At 60.8% G+C, this 19,236-nt stretch carries 19 protein-coding genes, 1 tRNA gene and 7 pseudogenes; 20 read left to right on the top strand and 7 right to left on the bottom strand.

Features of this window, described 5'->3' with window-relative positions:
- Positions 1-31 precede the first annotated feature (31 nt).
- From IE126_RS01635 to IE126_RS26360, 3 genes and pseudogenes are all read left to right on the top strand, one after another.
- A complete protein-coding gene (locus IE126_RS01635) occupies positions 32-265 on the top strand; it encodes an acyl carrier protein (RefSeq protein ID WP_054303210.1) in 234 nt (77 codons plus the stop codon).
- A gap of 186 nt (positions 266-451) precedes the next feature.
- Positions 452-675: pseudogene (locus IE126_RS01630) on the top strand (IS3 family transposase); the annotation flags it as partial.
- Positions 676-840: 165 nt separating this feature from the next.
- Entirely contained in the window at positions 841-1,338 is a 498-nt protein-coding gene (locus IE126_RS26360; protein ID WP_407645964.1) for a phospholipase D-like domain-containing protein, read from the top strand.
- On the opposite strand, the pseudogene IE126_RS25855 reads toward IE126_RS26360, so the two are convergent.
- Positions 1,283-1,779: pseudogene (locus IE126_RS25855) on the bottom strand (DUF2793 domain-containing protein); the annotation flags it as partial. The gene IE126_RS26360 and the pseudogene IE126_RS25855 sit on opposite strands and share 56 nt — an antisense overlap.
- A 105-nt stretch (positions 1,780-1,884) precedes the next feature.
- Between IE126_RS25855 and IE126_RS01615 the strand changes: the two are divergent.
- The 3 genes and pseudogenes from IE126_RS01615 to IE126_RS01605 form a co-directional block, all read left to right on the top strand.
- Positions 1,885-2,115, top strand: a pseudogene (locus IE126_RS01615) (tyrosine-type recombinase/integrase); the annotation flags it as partial.
- 90 nt (positions 2,116-2,205) lie between these two features.
- The gene (locus tag IE126_RS01610) at positions 2,206-2,457 is read left to right on the top strand and encodes a type II toxin-antitoxin system RelE family toxin (protein WP_108130263.1); all 252 of its coding nucleotides are present in this window, start codon (positions 2,206-2,208) and stop codon (positions 2,455-2,457) included.
- 11 nt (positions 2,458-2,468) lie between these two features.
- Positions 2,469-2,813, top strand: a complete 345-nt coding sequence (locus IE126_RS01605; RefSeq protein ID WP_054303207.1) for a helix-turn-helix transcriptional regulator — start codon at positions 2,469-2,471, stop codon at positions 2,811-2,813.
- A 653-nt stretch (positions 2,814-3,466) separates the two neighbouring features.
- Here the strand turns inward: IE126_RS01605 and IE126_RS01600 are convergent.
- From IE126_RS01600 to IE126_RS01585, 4 genes are all read right to left on the bottom strand, one after another.
- Positions 3,467-3,721, bottom strand: a complete 255-nt coding sequence (locus IE126_RS01600; RefSeq protein ID WP_054303206.1) for a hypothetical protein — start codon at positions 3,719-3,721, stop codon at positions 3,467-3,469.
- A gap of 213 nt (positions 3,722-3,934) precedes the next feature.
- Positions 3,935-6,439: a hypothetical protein gene (locus IE126_RS01595; RefSeq protein ID WP_189380007.1), complete on the bottom strand. Its 2,505-nt coding sequence runs from the start codon at positions 6,437-6,439 to the stop codon at positions 3,935-3,937.
- 119 nt (positions 6,440-6,558) lie between these two features.
- Positions 6,559-6,930, bottom strand: a complete 372-nt coding sequence (locus IE126_RS01590) for a hypothetical protein (protein WP_189380006.1) — start codon at positions 6,928-6,930, stop codon at positions 6,559-6,561.
- On the bottom strand, positions 6,917-7,159 hold the full coding sequence (locus IE126_RS01585) for a hypothetical protein (RefSeq protein WP_189380005.1): 243 nt from the start codon (positions 7,157-7,159) through the stop codon (positions 6,917-6,919). Before IE126_RS01585 ends, IE126_RS01590 begins: the two co-directional genes overlap by 14 nt.
- A 298-nt stretch (positions 7,160-7,457) precedes the next feature.
- Here IE126_RS01585 and IE126_RS01580 point away from each other — a divergent pair, with 298 nt between their 5' ends.
- The 12 genes and pseudogenes from IE126_RS01580 to IE126_RS25840 all read left to right on the top strand — a co-directional run.
- Positions 7,458-7,685 carry a hypothetical protein gene (locus IE126_RS01580; RefSeq protein ID WP_189380004.1) on the top strand — a complete coding sequence of 76 codons (228 nt, stop codon included), beginning with the start codon at positions 7,458-7,460 and terminating at the stop codon, positions 7,683-7,685.
- A 211-nt stretch (positions 7,686-7,896) separates the two neighbouring features.
- Complete coding sequence (locus tag IE126_RS01575; RefSeq protein ID WP_189380003.1) at positions 7,897-8,313, top strand: hypothetical protein; 417 nt, start codon at positions 7,897-7,899, stop codon at positions 8,311-8,313.
- A gap of 76 nt (positions 8,314-8,389) precedes the next feature.
- Positions 8,390-8,644: a FitA-like ribbon-helix-helix domain-containing protein gene (locus tag IE126_RS01570; RefSeq protein WP_189380002.1), complete on the top strand. Its 255-nt coding sequence runs from the start codon at positions 8,390-8,392 to the stop codon at positions 8,642-8,644.
- Complete coding sequence (locus IE126_RS01565; protein WP_189380001.1) at positions 8,641-9,063, top strand: type II toxin-antitoxin system VapC family toxin; 423 nt, start codon at positions 8,641-8,643, stop codon at positions 9,061-9,063. Before IE126_RS01570 ends, IE126_RS01565 begins: the two co-directional genes overlap by 4 nt.
- Positions 9,064-9,846: 783 nt before the next feature.
- Positions 9,847-10,065: pseudogene (locus IE126_RS26550) on the top strand (DUF736 domain-containing protein); the annotation flags it as partial.
- 3 nt (positions 10,066-10,068) lie between these two features.
- A pseudogene (locus IE126_RS26545) lies at positions 10,069-10,344 on the top strand (DUF932 domain-containing protein); the annotation flags it as partial.
- A pseudogene (locus tag IE126_RS01550) lies at positions 10,343-10,691 on the top strand (TrbI/VirB10 family protein); the annotation flags it as partial. The pseudogenes IE126_RS26545 and IE126_RS01550, both read left to right, overlap by 2 nt.
- A 2-nt stretch (positions 10,692-10,693) precedes the next feature.
- Positions 10,694-10,915: a DUF2274 domain-containing protein gene (locus IE126_RS01545; protein ID WP_189380000.1), complete on the top strand. Its 222-nt coding sequence runs from the start codon at positions 10,694-10,696 to the stop codon at positions 10,913-10,915.
- 141 nt (positions 10,916-11,056) lie between these two features.
- Positions 11,057-11,341 (top strand): hypothetical protein, encoded by a 285-nt coding sequence (locus IE126_RS01540; RefSeq protein ID WP_189380357.1) that lies wholly within the window; start codon positions 11,057-11,059, stop codon positions 11,339-11,341.
- An 88-nt stretch (positions 11,342-11,429) separates the two neighbouring features.
- Positions 11,430-11,780: an HVO_A0114 family putative DNA-binding protein gene (locus IE126_RS01535; protein WP_229825165.1), complete on the top strand. Its 351-nt coding sequence runs from the start codon at positions 11,430-11,432 to the stop codon at positions 11,778-11,780.
- On the top strand, positions 11,777-12,130 hold the full coding sequence (locus IE126_RS25845) for a recombinase family protein (protein ID WP_229825162.1): 354 nt from the start codon (positions 11,777-11,779) through the stop codon (positions 12,128-12,130). Before IE126_RS01535 ends, IE126_RS25845 begins: the two co-directional genes overlap by 4 nt.
- A gap of 27 nt (positions 12,131-12,157) precedes the next feature.
- Positions 12,158-12,820: pseudogene (locus tag IE126_RS25840) on the top strand (recombinase family protein); the annotation flags it as partial.
- A gap of 576 nt (positions 12,821-13,396) precedes the next feature.
- Here the strand turns inward: IE126_RS25840 and IE126_RS01525 are convergent.
- Together IE126_RS01525 and IE126_RS01520 are read right to left on the bottom strand one after the other, a co-directional pair.
- Positions 13,397-13,486, bottom strand: a tRNA-Ser gene (locus IE126_RS01525).
- A gap of 331 nt (positions 13,487-13,817) precedes the next feature.
- Positions 13,818-17,672, bottom strand: coding sequence for a hypothetical protein (locus IE126_RS01520; protein ID WP_189379998.1), 3,855 nt, complete (start codon positions 17,670-17,672; stop codon positions 13,818-13,820).
- 305 nt (positions 17,673-17,977) lie between these two features.
- Here IE126_RS01520 and IE126_RS25835 point away from each other — a divergent pair, with 305 nt between their 5' ends.
- Together IE126_RS25835 and IE126_RS01510 are read left to right on the top strand one after the other, a co-directional pair.
- Positions 17,978-18,352, top strand: a complete 375-nt coding sequence (locus tag IE126_RS25835) for a hypothetical protein (protein ID WP_229825160.1) — start codon at positions 17,978-17,980, stop codon at positions 18,350-18,352.
- On the top strand, positions 18,312-19,236 hold a 925-nt coding region (locus IE126_RS01510; protein WP_189380329.1), incomplete at its 3' end, for a phage portal protein family protein. The genes IE126_RS25835 and IE126_RS01510, both read left to right, overlap by 41 nt.

Genomic DNA, 19,236 nt, shown 5'->3' with positions numbered 1-19,236 from the left:
GGGGGCCACCCCGCAACGATGAGGAAGTGACATGAGCGATATCGCCGATCGCGTGAAGAAGATCGTCGTCGAGCATCTCGGCGTCGAAGAGGACAAGGTGACCGAGAACGCCTCGTTCATCGACGATCTGGGCGCGGACAGCCTCGACACCGTCGAGCTGGTCATGGCCTTCGAAGAGGCCTTCGGCATCGAGATTCCGGATGACGCCGCCGAAACGATTCAGACTTTCGGCGATGCCGTGAAGTTCATCTCGGGCGCTGTCTGAGGCAGGCGTTGCCAGAGGCCATGGCCTCGGTTTTTCGAAAGGGCTCCCTTTGGGGGCCCTTTTGCATTTGGTCATGCGGTGTAGCGAAAGGGTTGCCTCTGGCTCGCCGTGTTCGCCGTCGCACAAGATCCTGCCGGCACAGGTTCCGGCAGGATCTTGCCGCGCAAGGCGGCAGCGGGCAGCAGCGAAGTTCGTGAGGAGATGCACAGGATCGCCGAGAAGCGCCGTCGCTTCAGCTACCGGCGCGTGGGTTGCACGCTGGGGCGCTAGGGCATGATCATGAACGAAAGACGCTCTATCGCATCTACCGGGAAGAGGGCCTGTCTGTGCGCCGCCGTCGTGGTCGCAAGCGGGCGCGAGGCAGCCGAACGCCAATGCCGGTCCTGCTGCGGCCAGACCCGCGCAGGTCGTGGCGCTGTTGTCACCGTCGAGGATCGAAGCACTCGCAGATCGTGTTCGCGGTTCGATGCCAATCGAACGAGAAGGAAGCCTGCATCAGCTCGTGAACACGCTGGCTGCTCGCAAAGTGCTCGATCTCTTGATCACCGCCTGGAAGCAGACGGAAATATCAGGCGATGTGCTGGCCGGGATCTTGGTCGGTGCAGTCTTCGCCCACCAACAAGCGCAGCGCGAAAACCGTGTCGAGCTCGTTTGGACGGGCCCGACGACACCATTCGTCGCCACTCGCCACTCGCTGCACGGAGCAGTTACTCTTGGATCTCATCGGTCACGCGCAAAGTGACCTCTTTCTCGTCAGCTTCGTTGCATACGACGTCTCCTCGGTGGTCGATGCATTGAATGCTGCATGCAGTCGCGGCATCGACATCCGAATTCTGTTGGAAACCTCTACGAGCCATGGCGGGAGCCTGTCCCTCGATCCTATTGCTATGATGCGGCGCTGTGTTCCCTCGGCAGCGCTGTATGTCTGGACCGACCGGCCGGCACCCTTCGCCGAAGGAGGGGTTCACGCGAAAGTGGCCGTCGCCGACGGCAGTTCGGCCTTTTTGATCAGCGCCAAACCTCGTCCACCACGCGCACCCAGACGGATAATCCGTTCGGCGGTGCGGCGATGAACAAGGTCAGCACGCCGCCCGTCGCTATGGCGAAACTCATCCCCGTGTCGGTCAGGGTCAGCGCCCCGGTGCCGTCGTTTGCGACCAGTTGCCAACGGGTGTACGTCCCGCGCTGGAAGCCGATGCCAATGCAGTGAATGGCTGCGCGAGCGCCAGGGTGGTGGCCAGTGCGGCCGTCGATCCGTACAGGCCGAAGAAGCCCATTCCGGTTGCCTGTAATGTCGTCAGCGAAATCCGCGTGACGAAGGTCCAGCCGCCGAGGCCCGCCGCACTGCCGCGCCAGCAGGCCCAGCCTGCGGAGCGCTGGTCGGCCACCGAGTCCACCACTGCGGCCGACGTCAGACGCCAGCGCCGCATTGAGGCCGCCAGGTTCGTAGCGGCGAGCGTCGGGTGTGAGACTGTGCCGACCGAGGTGATCGGCATGCCTTCGGTGGTGATGCCGTTGGCTTCCGGACTCCGGATGCTGGGCCGGACTCCAAGCGGGGTCCAGCGGCTAACGCGGTGTCCGGTCGGAAGGCCCGCGTTCATTGGTGTTTGTACGGGGCTCGGGTGTATGCCCGGATCATGCGCGACTTGGTTCCTTCGATCGGGCTCGAGCCCAGTGCCTATGGTACGCATTCGATGCGGCGAACGAAGGTTGCGCAGATCTACAAGAAGACCGGAAATCTGCGCGCCGTGCAGCTGCTCTTGGGCCACACAAAGATGGACAGCACGGTACGGTATCTGGGTGTCGATCTGGAGGATGCGCTGACGCTATCGGAGGGGATTGATCTTTGACCTTTGCCTGGCCGGCGTCTGCCGGCCAGGCATGTCGCGCAGGGCGACATTGCACTTGACTTTCGCCGAAATGTCGCCTAAAGCTACATCATGAAGCAGATCAGCTACACCAAAGCCGCGATCAAGGCCTTGCGGCGGATGCCCTCGAATACCGCTGCGCTGATCCGCGCCAAGATCGAAGCTTATGCGCAGGACCCAAGCGCGCAGGCCAATAACGTGAAGCCCTTGAAAGGCCGTGAGGGTATCCGGCTGAGGGTAGGGGATTGGCGGGTGATCATGGATGATCAGGGCAATGTTCTGGCCGTTCTCGATATCGGGCCGCGGGGCGGCGTCTACGACTGAAAGGGTTTGACATGAACGAGATGGTGACGATCCCGCGCGAAGAATATGACCGCCTGCGGGCCGCTGCGGAGGATCTGGCCGACCTGCAAAGCTATGACCGCGCCAGGGCGCGTCTCGCGGCGGGAGAGGACGAATTGATACCGGCAGAGTATGCGAACCGCCTTCTGAATGGCGAAAGCGCCCTGCGCGTCTACCGTGATCTGCGCGGCCTGACCCAAGCGGCGCTGGCCGAAAAATCGGGCGTGAAGCGGGTCACCGTGGCCGAGATCGAGACCGGCCGAAAGCAGGGCTCGGTCGCAACATTGCGCGCCTTGGCCGATGCGCTTGGCGTGAGTCTGGATGATCTGACAGAGTAACGTCGGCCATAGCTGCCACTCTGCTGACCGAGATGTTGCAATGCGCCACTCACCAAAGCCGCCTTTCGAGATGTGCTGCAGCAAAACATGAGACCGACATTGTTTTGATTTGAACAAACTCGACATTCGGGGTGAGCTGATCTGCTTTCAAATACGGAACTGCAACGAGGTATGCGTGGCACGTCCGGTGCATCAGGCCATCTGCTGATCGTCCACTGGAGCCCTTGACGAAGATGCCATTTCGTCGAGAAGGCACTGATATTCTTGGCTCAACTCAGACATCTTCCCTGTTGGTCCCAGCGAAGATGAACAATGCCGATTCTGAGGTCTGGCTGGCGGATGTGTTGACATGCGCGCGAATGCAGTCTCCTGACGCGCTAACAGACTCTGACCTTGGAATAGACAGCCACCAAGGTGCTGCAAAGCCGCAAGACGGGACCCTGCTTGATGGCTCCATTGATCGGCATGTGCCAGTCCGGACACCGCAATGGCAGCGCTGGATCAGTGGGCCTGCGGCATACCTTCCCCCGATTGCAAAAGGCCAGCCATCGCCAGTCTCGGCGCGTCGAGATAGAACATCACCTTGACGTGAAACTTCCCCGGCACGACGCGCGCCTGTCGTCGGCATGCCGGGAGCGCCCCGTCCTTAACACTCAGAAAAGGCCGCTGACTTCGGCGGTCTGCTTGCGCTTGTCATAGGCGCAGACCACGACGCGGTCGGCCGTTGCGCCCTGTTCTGGCCCGACCATGACGGCAAATGCGTAGGATTCCGAACCGTAGGGATCAACGTTGATGGTGTTCACCGTGATCATCCCGCCAACGGCGTTCAGGCAGGCCTGCCGGACGGCGACCTCAAGCTCTGCCCAGGCGTCATCGCTGGACGCCTGGGCTTGTTGCGCGGCGGTCATCAAGGTAGCCGTAAGGCAGGCAGCGCGTGCCACATCTCTGTGCCGTCCGATAATTCCGGTCATGGGTAGTATCCTTCTTTTCAATGGTTGAAGTCTTTTCTGCCCGCAATCCACAGGTGGAGGCCGGAGGGGCGCCCTTCCTTGAGACGGGATATGGATGGAATTGCGCCTGAACCGGGCCGCAGCATTGGGCGGCCCGGTCCGGGCATCAGATCAGTTGAAGGTCCAGATGGTGCCGGTTTCGTTGGCCATGGTGACCTTGCCTTCCGAAGAAATAAAGATGTCACTCGGCATCCCCGTCGGTTCGGGCGGATAGGCGTAAAGAACCTCGCCCGCCGCATCCAGACCCATCAGCTGGCCGCCGGTGGTCATCACGACCTCGGCCGTATCGGCATAGCGGATGCTGGGGTCATTGTTGACACACCAGACAAATCCGTTGTCGGCCTCTGTGTAGATGCAAAGATTGCCGTCGGCCTGGAAGGTCATGTAATAGCCATCCATCGCAAAGCGCTGTTCGCGGGTGACGACGCCTGCAATGCCTTCCCTGAGCGTTTCGGGGGCAGGTTCAGGCCCCGCAACCGGCTCTGCTGCAGGCTCAGGGGGTGCTTCGGGCGTTTCTTCCGGCAACTCGGTCTGAACATCGGTCGCCGCCGGCGCATTCTGGCCGCTGTTGTCGACGCGGGCAGGAGTGTCGAAAGACCAGACAATACCATTTTTGTTTACCAAAGAGACCTCACCCTTCGGCGAGATGCTGATATCGCTTGGGATGCCGGTCGGCTCGGGCGGGTAGGCGTACAGAATCTCGCCACGCCAGGTCATAGCCACCAATTCGCCTATGTCGTTCATCACGACTGCATTCGTATCGTCAAAGCGGGCGTTGGGGTCATTGCTGACACACCAGACCAAGCGGTTGCCCTCCACAGTGCGAATGCAAAGATTGCCGTCCTTCTCGACCTCTATGGCGTATTCGCCTGCCTCAATGCGTTGATTTCGGCGAATTCCACCCATAAGGCCGCCTAGGAATGGGTGAAGGTCGAAATCGTCATGAGAGGCAGGCCCTGCGAGATGTTCAGACATCAGATAGTTTACGCCCGCCGCCGCCCGCGCCGCCGCCAGCGCGGTCTCACCGATATCGTCAATCGGGTTGGAACCGTCGGCACGCTCGGTGGACGGCAGGTCAGCGACGGTTGCGTCTGCCACCTGCACATCCGCGGTGGCGGCGGCAAAGGCGGAATCGCCGGTCATCGCCACGTCATAGGTGCAGTCGCGCAGCAGGTTGATCTCGATCACGCCGTTTTGCAGGCAGGTGGTCGCGGCGCTGGTGCGGGTTTCTTCGGGCAGTTCGGCCATGACAACGGGCGCGGGCGGCGGGGCCGACGGCGCGGGCGGGCGGTGACGGAACAGGTTTTCTTCGGCCGTCACGCGCCAGGATTCGCCAAAGCGGTTGATCTCGGCCTGCGAAGCGGGCTGGGCGATTACCTCGCCGCTGCGCAGCGTCATGTCATTGGCGGGATCACCGTCCTGAAGACCAGACAGGCCGAATGCGTTCGGCTGCTTTGGCATTGGAACGATCCCCACGGAGGCAAAAGACCCGCCGGGCATGAATGCGAACCCCATAAAGCGCATGTTGTCCTCAATCGGAAGAGGATGGCCTGGCGGATAACGATCGATACTCACCCATTCCCAGGGATCCTGGGCGGTGGGGGGCGAGGATTGAATGATGCCCCCTTGCGGAAGTTTGTAAAAACGGGGGCCGTTTTCTATCTCGCTACTGGTCAGTTCAACCTCAACTCCGTTCACCACCACCAATGTGCCGCCGTCATAGACCTCGACCACGTCGCCATCTACATGGGCCGCGAAAGCGATGGCGACGGAGACTGCCGGATCCCCTGTCGAAGGTTCGGTGCGTATCTGCGACATGAACTGGCGGTCGGCTGATGACGTGGCAATGAAATCACCTGGCACCTGAAAATCATAGCTGAGCCCGTCAAGAGAACGAATATGAACGTCGCCATAGGCCAGAATCTGAACACCCTCTGACCCCGCCCTAAGCGCAGGTTCAGGGGTGGCTGTCGCCGGTGCCGCGATCACGCTGCCGTTCAGCACGACTTCCGCCGCGCGCAACTTGTTGCCTGCGGGGCAATCGTCAACCTGTGTTATGACGACACGGTTCTGGCCGGTCCGCAGGAACTGCGCCAGATCCATGGTGACGTTCTGGTCATAGGCCACGAAATTGTTGACGCCATTGGGCATGTCCGGCGTGCCGCTCGGGTAAGCCTCGTTGAAGATGGTGATGCGCGAGCCGTCATCCATACCGGTAAAGCCGATCGAAAAATCCGAGACCTGCGCGCCTTGGGGGACAGTCACCACCGTGTCGAAGAACACATAGTCAAAGGCCTGCAAGCAGGTCCCCTCGGCCAGACGCGAGATCTCGTCGCCGTTATGGCCCTTGAACGCAATGATCTGCGGATCGGGTGCAGGCTCCCAGCCGGGGGCGTTGGCGTCGGGGATCGGCGGGGCATAGACAAAGGCCAGCGGATCCCCGTTGGCCGGGGAGGATACGCCGGGCACGGTCACGATCTCGCTCGTCCTGTTCATGCGCCAGTCTGCACGGGTGACATCCTGCGCTAGCGCATTTGTGGCGAAGGCGGCGAATATGGCCGTTGCGGGTAACACAATGTTGCGCCCTGCGCCTATGCCTTTGAATGAATGCCGCAAGTAGCTCTCCTTAATTGAAATCTCGCATATCAAGACGGTGCAGGCTGGCCTTTCTGTCAATACGGATTCACGGCAAAATCGGGGCTTGATATCTGATAACAATCGGGAAGTTGTAATCATCACAAAGCTGGGTCGCCCATTTCTGACGGCCTTCGTACAGTGCTTTCGCGATGATGACGCGCGGGCTGACGGCCGCGGTGATGATCATCCTTCATCACCTGAGCGGTCGGGGCGCCGAGGGCGAGGCAGTCCCGCGACTTCACCAGCGTTCCCGCCAAGGTGATCTCCAGCGAGGTTGCGGTGACGCTGGTGATGATGACGCTCCGAAAAGGCGTCTTGCCCGTCAGGTCGCGCCAGATGCGGGATTCATCGAGACGGCTGACCATCGGGGCGATGACCGCGACATAGACGATCACCAGCGGTATGGCGGCTGCCCAGACTCGCAACTCCTTCTTGGTGGCATGCGCGATGCGCGCTTTAACCCCGGCCATCGTCACCTCCCTTACCTTCGGCGCGCCGTTCTACGGCGGCGAGAACCACCTTGGCGGCCCCCATGCCCAGCAGGCCGGTGGCAAAGGTCGCGGTATCGGTGCCTCCTGCGCCAAGCTCTCCGACGTTGCCCTCGATGATCGCCAGCACCACCGGCGACATATACCGGGCGAAGATCGCGCCGGTGATCGCGGCGGGAATGCCATCGCGAAGCCTGCGCCTCTCGCTCATCCACCAGCGCATGAGGCCACCGGCGGCGCCAGCGACATAGGCCCGGCCCGCCTCGCCGCCGAACCATCGCTACAGTCACGGACAAGGCGCAGCAGCTTTATGCCTGGCTGAAAGCGGCGGCGGGGGCGGGAGGCGAAGCGGCTGGCGTCACCACCGGCACGCCCATGGGTGTGGGGGATATCCAGATGCCCCCGACCGAAAACGCCCCGCGCACGTCTCCGAAGCCGCAAAGCAAGCCAGCGGGCTTCGACACCGATATCTCGGGCGCGTCAGCAAGGCTCATATCCTTGAGGCTGTCGTGGTCGGGGTAAGCCTCGAAGCCGCCGAGCGCATCAAGGACAAGAAGAAGATGGAAATGGCGGAAAAGGCCGAGCAGCTTCTGGCCGGAACCGGCTGGCTTCCGCTCCCGCTGCGCACCGAGCCGCCCGCATGGCTGGCCGACGAGCAGCCGCAGGCTCTCGCCATGGCCGAACCCGAGAACGCCGGGACCATAGAGGACGAGCCTTTCCCCGTCGCGGCGGAATGAATGGCGGGCCGGGATCGCGCAGGCGGTCCCGGCCTTCCACCCGAAAAATCCCGGCCGCGCGGCTTCCCCGCGCGGCCGGACCTCGACAGTTCAATAATGGTCAAGCCCCACAGGCTCGACAGGACAGGCAAGCATTGGCACCATGCCGGGAGGCAGTCGTCGGAACCATGACGGCACGAAAGGCGGTGCGACAAGTAGAAGGTGAAGGATCATGGTCGCGGTAATGTTCATGAGCGTTGCGCTGGTCGCGCTTGTCTGCGTTCTCGCCTACACGCTCGCCATATACGCGCTGCCCTTTTTCGTCGGACTGGCCGCTGCGCAGTTCGCCTATCAGACCGGCTCCGGGCTGGTCGGCGCGGGATTGGTCGGCCTATTCTCCGCTGGCGCCGCCTTCGGCATCCTGGCCGTGCTGTTCGAGACGATCCGCTCGCCCGTCATCCGTCTGATCGTGGCGCTTGTCTTCGCCGCGCCCGCCGCCGTCGCAGGCTATGCGCTGGTCTATGGCATCACCAAGGAAGCCGTCCCGTCCGAAATCTGGCGGCAAATCTTCTGCATCGTCGGCGGCGGTTTCGTCGGCCTGTCCGCCCTTGCGCGACTGGCGGCGGGCGTCGACCAACCGGCCCGATAACGGGTGCATCTTGTCGGTCGATAGCACATTCTCTATATTGATAGCACAGCCATCACTTGACCGGAGACGCCATCAGATGCCCGCCGTCACCATTCGCAACCTTTCCGACGAGGCCCACCGCGCCCTCAAGGTGCGCGCGATCCATCATGGCCGCAGCGCCGAAGCCGAAATGCGCGACATTCTGGAAGCGGCGGTGCGCCCCGCCGAACGCCTGCGCCTCGGTTCCGCCCTGTCGGCGTTGAGCCGCAAGGCCGGGCTGACCAATGCCGATTTCGAGGCGCTGGAACAGACCCGCGACAAGACTCCCGCCTCGCCGATGAGATTTGAATGATCGTTCTGGATACGAACGTCGTCTCCGAGGCGATGAAGCCCGAGCCGGACCCCGCCGTGCGCGACTGGCTGGACGAGCAGGTTGCCGAAACGCTTTACATATCCAGCGTGACTGTCGCGGAGTTGCTATTCGGCATCGGCGCTATGCCGGAAGGCCGGCGCAAGCAGAAGCTCGCCACGACGCTCGACGGGATGCTTCCGCTGTTCGAGGGCAGAATCCTCGCCTTCGATACCGATGCCGCCCGCCGCTATGCCGACCTTGCCGTTGCAGCCCGCAAGGCGGGCAAGGGCTTTCCCACGCCGGACGGCTATATCGCAGCTACCGCAGCCGCCCATGGTTTCGCGGTGGCGACACACGATGCCAGCGCCTTCAACGCGGCAGGCGTTCCCGTAATCGACCCTTGGACGGCACAGCACTGAACATCAGGACGCTTCGCCTTCTCTGATAAAGATGTGGGAAAGGTGATGGCGTTGCCCTACGGGCCGGGCTTTCGGCCGCGCCGGAACCACGCCGAGGGCGCGTTTCCGCCATTCGGCTTCAATCCCATAACGCGGAGGACGGCAGCGGCCATTTCGCGGGAAGACCCATCCGGTTGAGCGGGGCAGTTCGGGGGCCGGTCTCGGTCGCCACGGCAGGCCCATGAGGTTGGGCTTTCCCTCCGCTTCAACCGGCAGGCGGATCGAGGCCGGGAAGCTCGGACCATCCGCTTGCAGAGCCACGGCGCAACGCCCCGCAAGCGATCTTCCGGCCACACCGGACACGGCAGCGCCCGCGAAGGTCAGACGAGGCCACACCCGCAGACCCTCGCTGGCGATGGATGAACGGCCTTGCCGGTCGGGTCAGGGAAGACCGCAGCCCGTGAACCCGCGCAGTTCCGTCCCCGATCTCGGCGCGGCGCAGGACGGCCGCCATCGCCGTATTCCACCTGATTTCCTGTTACGGGCGCTCCATTCGCGGCCTCGATTTGGCATGGTCAGACCGAAGACCGCCGCCGCTGAAGCGGCGTCTCGCTCGTCTTCCCGCAACGCCCGTCACCAGCTTTTTTCCGCCGCCTTCGGCTTTGCAGCGCGAAACAAAAAAGCCGTCGCCGGCCGCCTTCCACTTCGTTCCAGCCCCAAGGGGTGCGGGGCCGACCGTCCCCGGTCTCACGACCGCCATCGAGGTCGCAATGGTGCGGCCCGATAGGAAAAAGGAATACGACAATGGCGACCATCGGCACCTTCACCAAGAACGAGAACGGCGCGGGCTTCACCGGCGCGGTCAAGACCCTGACCCTCAACGTCAAGGCCAAGTTCACCGCCACCGAGGGCGATAGCGAGCGCGGCCCCGACTTCCGAATCTTCGCCGGCGCCACCGAGTTCGGCGCGGCCTGGAAGAAGATCGCCCGCGAGACGCAGCGCGAATATCTCAGCGTCAAGCTGGACGATACCATGTGGAAGGTGCCGGGCGTTCTGGATTGGGCGACCATGACGCACAACCCATTCGTGGACGTGACCAAGGACACGACCACTCTTTACGCCAGCGACCGCGACGTTTTCCTGTTTCTGGTGGACGATACGCACCCCATCGAAGCCGGACGCCTGCCGAACGGCGACCCCGACCTCTATTTCCGGGGCTTCTATTGCTGGAATAGCGAAGTGGGGAGCAAGACGCTCGGCATCGCCTCTTTCTATCTCCGGGCGGTTTGCATGAACCGCAACCCGCATCATCGGCCAATACGACGACGGCGTGACCTTCGGCCAGCGCCGTGTCCTCTTGGTGTGGAATCGCCTTATCCTGCCGGGCGGCCGCTCTATCGTGCTGGAGCGCCTGCCGGGCGCGGACGCCAGCGGCTACGCCGGCCTTGAGGATGGTGTTGATTACCACTGGTGGGATCTGATGAAAGCCGCCGGGCTGTCCACGCTGCTCGCGGTCGGCACCGAGCTGGCGACCAGCGACGAGGACCGGCTGATCCGCGCCATCCGCGCCGACGCTGACCATTCGGCCGGGCTTCCCGGTCAGGGTCATCGTCACCCGCGACCTCGTATTCGAGAACGCCGGAGGCTGACCATGACCAAGCTGAAACTCGGTCCCATCGTGGAGGACAAGCCGGTGAAAGTCACGGTGGAGCTGCCTGGGCCGCTCCACCGCGATCTTGTCGTCTATGCCGAGGTGCTGGCCCGCGAGTCCGGCCAGCCCGTCGCCGATCCCGTCAAGCTCATCGTGCCGATGCTGGAGCGATTCATCGCCACGGATCGCGGCTTCGCAAAGGCTCGCCGCTCGGCCGGCTGACCTGTCGGCGGCATCCCCGCAAGGGGGGTGCCGCCTGCGCATCCCCCTTGCGGCACGCTACAGACCGCCGATCTCCCTCCATGCTTCGCCTAATTCCGGGGCTTCCAGCAGCCCGGAATCCAGCGAACCACGGAGGATTTCATGTGCGCCAAGCCCCGCTTTCCGCTACGCGGCCGCCCGCGACAGCCGGTGCCGAAAACGCTTCCCGACGATCTCTATGACTATGACGACGATCCCGCGCCGCGCATCAGCCCGCCGCGCGGAAGCCCGTCCCATGTCTTCGATGTGGAGAAGCTGCCCGTCATAGACGACTGGCCCGATGAAGTGCCGATCACCGAGGCCGAGATTCAGGTGTTCGAGCGGTCGTTCGCCGATGTTTTCGATGAAATGTTCGGCTCGCTCGATCTTCCCGAGGACTTGAAATAGTTATCGAAGTATGATAACGATAAGCCTTGAAAGAAAATCGAGCTACGCCATGTCAACGCTGAAGATCGGCATTGCCGATCCCGAGGAAATGAAGGCCCGCACCATGCGGATTGCGCGCGGCGAGGAAAAACCCGCGCCCGGCGATCCGACCGTCTGGTTCGCGTCCACAATGTCGTTCGCCAAGTTCCTTTCGCCCGGCAATTGCGACTTGCTCCGCATCATCCATGAGCAGGAGCCGGAATCGCTGGAGGAACTGGCGCAGATCACCGGCCGCGCGAAATCCAACCTTTCCCGAACCCTCAAGGCCATGGCCGGCTACGGCCTGGTCCGCATGGAGAAAGGCAAGGGCCTCAAGCTGGTCCCCAAGGTCATCCATGACCGTGTGGAGCTGTTTCTGCCCTTGTTCGACCGCCGCAAAAAGAAAGGAACCCGCAAATGAACGCACAATCGCCCACCGTCGCCTTGCGGGCCGCCCTCTATCTGCGCGTTTCGACCCCGCGTCAGGCCGAGCATGACGTGTCGATCCCCGATCAGCGCAAGCAGGGCGAAGCGTGGTGCGCCTCGCGCGGTTATCAGCTTGTCGAAACCTTCGTGGAGCCGGGCAACACCGCCACCAACGATCGCCGGCCCGAGTTTCAGCGTATGATTGAGGCCGGCACCTCCAAGCCCGCACCGTTCGACGTGGTGCTGGTCCACAGCTTCTCGCGCTTCTTCCGCGACGCCTTCGACATGGAATACTACTACCGGAAGCTCGCCAAGAACGGAGTCCGGCTCGTTTCGATCACCTAGGAACTTGGGGACGATCCGATCCATGACATGATGCGCCGGATCATGGCGCTGTTCGACGAATACCAGTCCAAGGAGAACGCCAAGCACGTCACGCGCGCCTTGAAGGAGAATGCGCGCCAAGGCTTCTGGAACGGCGCGCTTCCGCCTGTCGGCTATCGCATCGCTGCCGCAGAACAACGTGGCGCGAAGACCAAGAAGAAGCTGGAAATCGACCCGCTGCACGCCGACACGATCCGGCTCATCTACCGTCTCGCCCTTGAGGGCGAGGGCGACAGCGGCCAGATGGGCGTCAAGGCCATCGTCACATATCTCAATCGCAAGGGCATTTTCACCCGCGACGGCGGGCGTTGGGGCATCGGGCAGGTTCACCGTGTCCTCACGCGGCGCACCTATATCGGCGAGCACGAGTGGGGAAAGCGGAGCAAGCACGGCGACCCGCAATCGCCCGACAACATCGTCATCGTCCCGGTTCCGCCGATCATCGAGCGGGAGACGTTCGACGCGGTGCAGAAGCTCCTACAGGCCCGCAACCCCAAGACCGAGCTTCCCGCCTGCGTCGTGATCGGGCCGACGCTGCTGACCGGCATCTGCTTTTGCGAGAAGTGCGGCGGGGCCATGACCATCCGCACCGGCAAGAGCGGCCGCTATCGCTACTATGCCTGCTCGATGAAGGCGCGGCAGGGCGAAACCGGCTGCAAGGGCCGGGCGATCCCCATGGACAAGCTCGACAACATGGTGGTCAGTCATATCGAGGAACGGCTGCTCGATCCCGACCGGCTGGAGAAGCTGCTTGGCAGCGTTCTCGGCCGTCGCTCCGATCAGGCTGAGCGCCGCCGCCAGCACATCGCCGAATTGCAGCGCCGGGCGGCCGAATCGGAATTGCGCCTCAAGCGTCTCTACGACGCCATTGAGGCCGGCGTCGCCGATCTGGACGACCCGGCGCTTGCCGAGCGCATCGCCGGCCTCAAGGTGATCCGCGATCAGGCGAAGGTCGATGCCGACCGGGCGCAGGCGCTGCTCGAAAGCCCCGGCCATAGTTCCATCAGCCCCGTCATGATCCAAGGTTTCGCCCGCCGAGCGCGCGAGCGCATCCGGGGCACGGAAGGCGGCTATCGGCGGGATCATCTGCGCGCCTTGGCGCAGCGCGTCGAGGTCGCCGACGACGCAATTCGCATCATGGGATCAAAGACGGAGCTGCTAAGGACGCTTATTGCTGGCGAAGGGCGGCTATCGGCGGCGATTGGCGTGCCCAGAGGCGGACTGAAATGGCGGAACAGGTGGGATTCGAACCCACGGGGCCATCTCTGGCCCGACCGATTTCAAGTCGGTTGCCTTAGACCACTCGGCCACTGTTCCGGGTGTTTTCCTAGCGGGTTGTGGTGGGTTTGCCAAGGGTGATTGGCGGGGTGTTGCAGGTGTAGCGCGACAAAAATAAATGGCCAAAACGACAAAATTAAGGGGCCAGCAGCTGAAGGTAGAGCTATGCTCCAAGTGCATATCTCGACACTCAATTCGCCCCCTTTCTCAGGTTATGCGCGGCGTTGAAGATGGCCTATCGACGGTCTCTCGATATGCTGCCCGGACTCTGCAGCTGCAGTGTGGATTTCTGCCATTCGATGAAGGTGAACCAATTGTAACCTCTCAAGTCCGCGCTTTACATAAAATCTGCCGGGGTCGTTGCGGGAAGTCACTCAAACCGCTGTTCCCATTCCTCGTCTTCTTGTCTCTCACGCGCCCGTTCACTTTCGATTTCCTTTGTCAGTCGATCTGATACTGTCCGAGCAGCTCGGGCTATCTCTTCCCGCTTGTACTGGGTCAGTTCTGCGATGGCATCTGCTCTCGGCTGCATGACATCTGCACGACTCCCGGACCACGAAGACGGGCTAACACGATCCGCATAGGCGTGAAGGACGACCTCAGGCTCAGGCGCTGCTTCAAGAAACTCAACAGCGACCGTACTCATGGATGTGCCGCCCCTGTTCCCATCAAATTTCTCCCAAAGTTCGATGCCAGAAGAAACCAGTCCCCAGATAGCAGGAGGATCTCGCTGCTGGCACCACGCAATTAGGTTGGCCACACTGATCTTAGCGAGTGGGCTGCGCCGTATTCCTCCTTTTTTAGTAAAATAGATGCGTCGGTGATGCTGATCATCCGTCCCCTGAAAGACACGATTTAAGAAGGCTTCCGGCATAAGCCCCGCTGTCGTCTCAATGGCTTCCTCGAATGAATGAATGAAGCCGTATTTCTCGTCTATGTGAGAGAAAATAGCATCCACCCACTCAGTCTTTTCAGCGTCATTGCCATCGAAACTAAGTGCGGACTTTATTACACATTCCATACTGTAGTCTTTGCTGCCCCCGGGATCTTCGTGATCCCCCAACAGTAATTTAGCCGCCGCTTTCAAACCAAGTTTTCTTAATTCTGGTCCCAAAGCATCTTCCAAGGGATCTTTCCCGTGCAATTTCATACTCAAGGCTTCGAGCAGCGTGTCGCTGCCGTTTGCCTTGGTTAGTAGTTTTCTCGCAAGCTCCAACAATCGTTCGGACGGTAGGTGTGCATAGTTGTCCTGCCAGAGGATAGGTCCGAACATCCGAGGTTGTGTGCCTTCTTCGTCAAGCAGCGCCGCACATCTATTTAGATCGGCCTCCGTGAAGTCATCACGTGGATGCAGGCCCACCAGAACATTCTGCAGCTTCGAATGTTCCGCACATTCATCTAGTAGCTCTCTCGACAGTTGAGTGTCATGGATAGCAACCCCCTCGATGAAGCCTCCAATGACCGAAAAGTCATGGTTCGAATCGGATGACCTAGCGAGGTGTTCGAGTAAATCTCTCCAACACTCACGATGGTTGAGGGCTCCCTTCGCAAGGCCGACCCCGAAGGCCTTGCGATAACTCATATGTTCACTAGAGAAAATCTCGGAACCCAATTCTTCAAGTTGATGTTCTGACGCTGCGAAGCTCGCGCCTAAGTCCGAAGCCTTGGCTACTAGCCGCTCGAAAGCATTGCTATATTTTTGGTCGCTGCTATCGTCGAAATCATCATCAAGCGTCCAGCAGTCATGCCTTTTATCCAGAACATATGTTTTGATCTTTGCGATCAGGTTACGAGGCTCCAAGTCCCGGTTTAAATCGGCGAGGCATTGAGGAAGCGGCTCGGGCTCAAGTTCGTCCTTCTGCCTAGTATGATCGAAATAGATTACAGACCGGACGGCTTTCCAACCTTCAACCCATGACTGGTGATCATTGATTTTTCTTGCTGCTTCGATCAACTGGTCACGTATTGCCTCATCGCGCCACAACCCACGAAACTTGTTGGCCAGAGCTAACCGTGCTCGGCCTTTGAGGTCATTGTCATCTGAATTTGCAAGTCGCACAGCCAGACCAATAAAGGCATTGCGCCACTCGACAAGTTGATCATGATCTGGTCGATAACCGTAGTCCCTTGGACGCGCCCCGAACTCATTGAGCCCGCGGCTAGTCCAAGGGGGGCCATCCAGTGCGCTTGAGAGCAATTTGCTTCCCAAAGAACGCCGCGCCAAATCATGAGCACTCAAGCACTTCTCAACAATGGCAAGGCGCTGTTGCAATGAAGCGTGCGTGCCGGATAGATAGGGTTGGAAGAACTCTGCAATCTTGTTCCTGACGGCATCATAGTTGTTGTTTTCGTCTTCATGGTCTGCAATGTGGAGCAAAAGCGACATGCAGCGATCAAACGCATTTGGTTCATATGCCAAGGAGCGAAGCAGATTGAGGATAGTGGTTCTTCGAGGGTTATATTTCGGCTCTAGGCCCCGGAAATCTGGAACCATAAGCTCGGCTTCGATCCGGTCTAGCAGCATATCTGGCGCGACGGGGCCGACATAACCGAGTATTTTCGATCCGTTGTCATCAAGGTCCAAGATACTCCCTAAGAGGCTGTCAGGCTGGAGCCATGATTTGACAATTTTCTCTGCCACAGGATGATCGTGCATAAGGCCAAGCCTGTGTGCGAACGACACAAGAAGCCGACTGTTCCCGGGCGCTTCAAACGTCGATCTCAGAGTGTCAACAGGAATGCTTTCAAGCGCCGAACCAGCAAGCCTGTTGGCAACAGCATGCGGAAGGATTGCCCTCCAATGCGCTCTCTTTTGCACTACATGGCGCTCTGCAAGCTTCGTCACAGTTCGATACAATTGCGCCCTCGAGTGGCCTGAAAGTGTGCCCATGATATCCAACTCATTCTGACCGACCTCGGGATCAGACACTGAGAAGGAATATACTAGAGCAAGTGTTTCGGCCTGTTCGCGCAGATCGCCATCTTGCCCTTTCCGCTGTTGGAAAATTCGGTCAAACAAGTCGGCGGCTGTTAGCTGAGCAAGGCTTTCGCCGTGTTCAACCTGCTCTGCGATGGCCAAGGCTACTCTGGCATTTCCATCAGCAAATTCAGCTACCTTTCGTGCGTTTCCCTGGCCGATTTCTGGAAACCGTCGCAACAATAGCTCCTCGGCAACGTCTGGTCCGTGAGCTTCGATGTGAATGACCTCTGTGGTCTGTGGCTTGTCGTCCCTGATATCATATTCAACTGTGATCAGGCTGACATCACCACTTCCAGCCGACACCTTGCTTGCTAATGCAGAGTGCAGATCGGAACGGCAGTTATCGAGGACCATCACCGCCCGACGCCCTTCAGCAATCAGCCGATCCAGCATCGCGGATGCTGAAGGGTCTGGGGCCTCTCCGGTGTCGACGTAGACGGCAATCGTTCTGTCGAGAGGGTCGCTTCCCACGTTTTCTTCGAAGAGTGCTTGAACAATCCTTGTCTTTCCGACACCGGAAAGTCCCGTGACGCGGATTGCCTTGTTCGATGTGCGTATGAGACGACGCATTGGTTCGATGGCGTCTTCGATTGAAAACTTTTGGTCACGTTCCGTCGGCAGGTGGACAATAACACCCGGGGCCGAGATGAGCGTGTCCTGTGACCCTTTCGGTGGGTTGCTCCAGGCTCCATATGGTTGCCAACCTGAATAGCCTTGGCCGAGTTTGCCTTTCACCCAGAGTAGAACCGATGCGTGCTGTCGTATCCACTGAGCCAGTTTCGAGCGGTCAAAGAAGTCCAAGTGGATCTGGTCTTTGTTCGGATCACTTGCGACAGCTGCCCGCATCGCATCAAGGCGATCCTTCTTCATGGGCGGTGAGCAATCGTCAGCAAGGCTCACCATGATATAGCTGCCGCCGATCTTCGCTTGGTTTGAGATGGCTGCATTGAGTTTGCCATCCTTCTGCATCTCTTTTGAGATTGCAGATTTTGGCATCGTGTCCTTCTTGGATTGGAGGATCGTGTTTGGGCGACTGAGGAAGCCTGTGTCCAGTTCGGGAGTATTTACTTGCACATGGATGTCAATGCCCTCGTCAGGCGCCTTGATCGAGCCCGACCAACTGACACCTGCTGGACTATGCCCATGTGTAGCAATCTCTGCTTCGGCCAACCTTGCAATCAACTCTTCCAGAAGAGCGTCAGACAGCCGAAGCAAGTCATCCTTTTCGATATCGAAAATCGCCATCGCAACACCTTAGCGCACTATATTCCCCATCAATATGGCCGAACGCTCAATACTTGGGAACATCGCGGCCGCAAGCATGTAGCTATGTCTCCACTTGACTTGCCACGACATCAATGTCGACGTTTTCAACGTTTACTATGTCGGCTATCCGCCCTTCTGGGCACCAGGCGTTTCGCCGATCACCCGAGCCGCTGCAGTGCCCCGACAGCCTTGACCAGATCGACCGCCTTCAGCAGGTCAGCCTCCGCCCCGACGGCGATTCCGCGTGGGCGATCAAGTTCAGCGAGGAATGGTACCGGCTGCAGATGCCGCCGCTGAAGGCGGCCTTCGAGGATGATCACATTGCGCTGATCGCCGACAGCGAGCATGTCTCCGACCTGCGCATGGTGAAGCTGATCCGGGGCATCCCCCGCGTGCCCCCCGTCCGCGAGGGCGAGAAGGGCAGGAAGCGCCATGGCGACTATGCCATCGCGCTGGCGCTGGCGTATTTTGCCAGCCGCATGCGCTGGGTCGAATACGGCTATGTGCCGGTGCCGGTCCATGACCAGAGGGTCGGCCACAACGGCGGTCCCGCAATGTTCGGGAGCGAAGAGGAGGGCTGGTGGCGCGGGCCGCTCGGCTTCGCGGGAGTATCTGACCATGGCCCGCAATCTGATCCTGACCGACCGCTGGGGCTATGAAGTGGATCGCGCCAGCCTGACCCGCGATGTCGGGGCGCCCAGCCTGTCGGGCGCGCGCTCGCCGCTGACCTCCTATCCGGGCGACGGGCTGAACCCGCTGCGGCTGGCGCAGATCCTGCGCGCGGCGGATCACGGCGATCCGGTGCGCTATATGGAACTGGCCGAGGTGATCGAGGAACGCGACCCGCATTATCTGGGTGTGATCGGCACCCGGAAGCGGTCGGTCTCGCAGCTCGACATCACGGTCGAGGCGGCCTCGGACGATGCCCATGACGGCAAGCTGGCGGATATGGTCCGCGACTGGGTCAAGCGCGACGAGCTGCAGCAGGAGCTGTTCCATATCCTCGACTGCCTGTCGAAGGGCTATTCCGCCACGGCGATCATCTGGGATCATTCCGAGGGGCAGTATCTGCCGAAGGAGCCGGCCTGGCGCGATCCCCGGATCATCCGGTTTGCCCGTCACGATCTGGCGCGGCCGCTGATGCTGGATGACAGCGGGCGCGAGGTGCCGCTGCCTGCCTTCCGCTTCGTCTTTGCCGATATCCCGGCCAAATCCGGCATCCTGCTGCGCGCCGGTCTGGCGCGGGTTGCGATGTGGGGCTGGATGTTCAAGGCCTTCACCGGGCGGGACTGGGCGATCTTCACCCAGACCTATGGCCAGCCGCTGCGGGTCGGCAAATGGCAGCCGGGGGCCAGCGAGCAGGACAAGGCCACGCTGTTCCGGGCTCGACGCGCGCCGGGACTGGATGGCGGATCAGCAGGACCGGCTGGCGGCGATCACCCGCGAGACCGGGCTGATCGGGGCCAGCAATGCCGAACGGCTGCGGACCAATGCGCTGGCCGAGGCCGAGGTCGAGATCCGCAAGCGCAAGATGGGCCTTCTC

Source organism: Gemmobacter nanjingensis (assembly GCF_014652195.1).
Lineage (GTDB): Bacteria > Pseudomonadota > Alphaproteobacteria > Rhodobacterales > Rhodobacteraceae > Gemmobacter > Gemmobacter caeni.
Note: the sequence above shows the minus strand (reverse complement) of the source record. Positions and strands in the feature narration are given on the sequence as shown.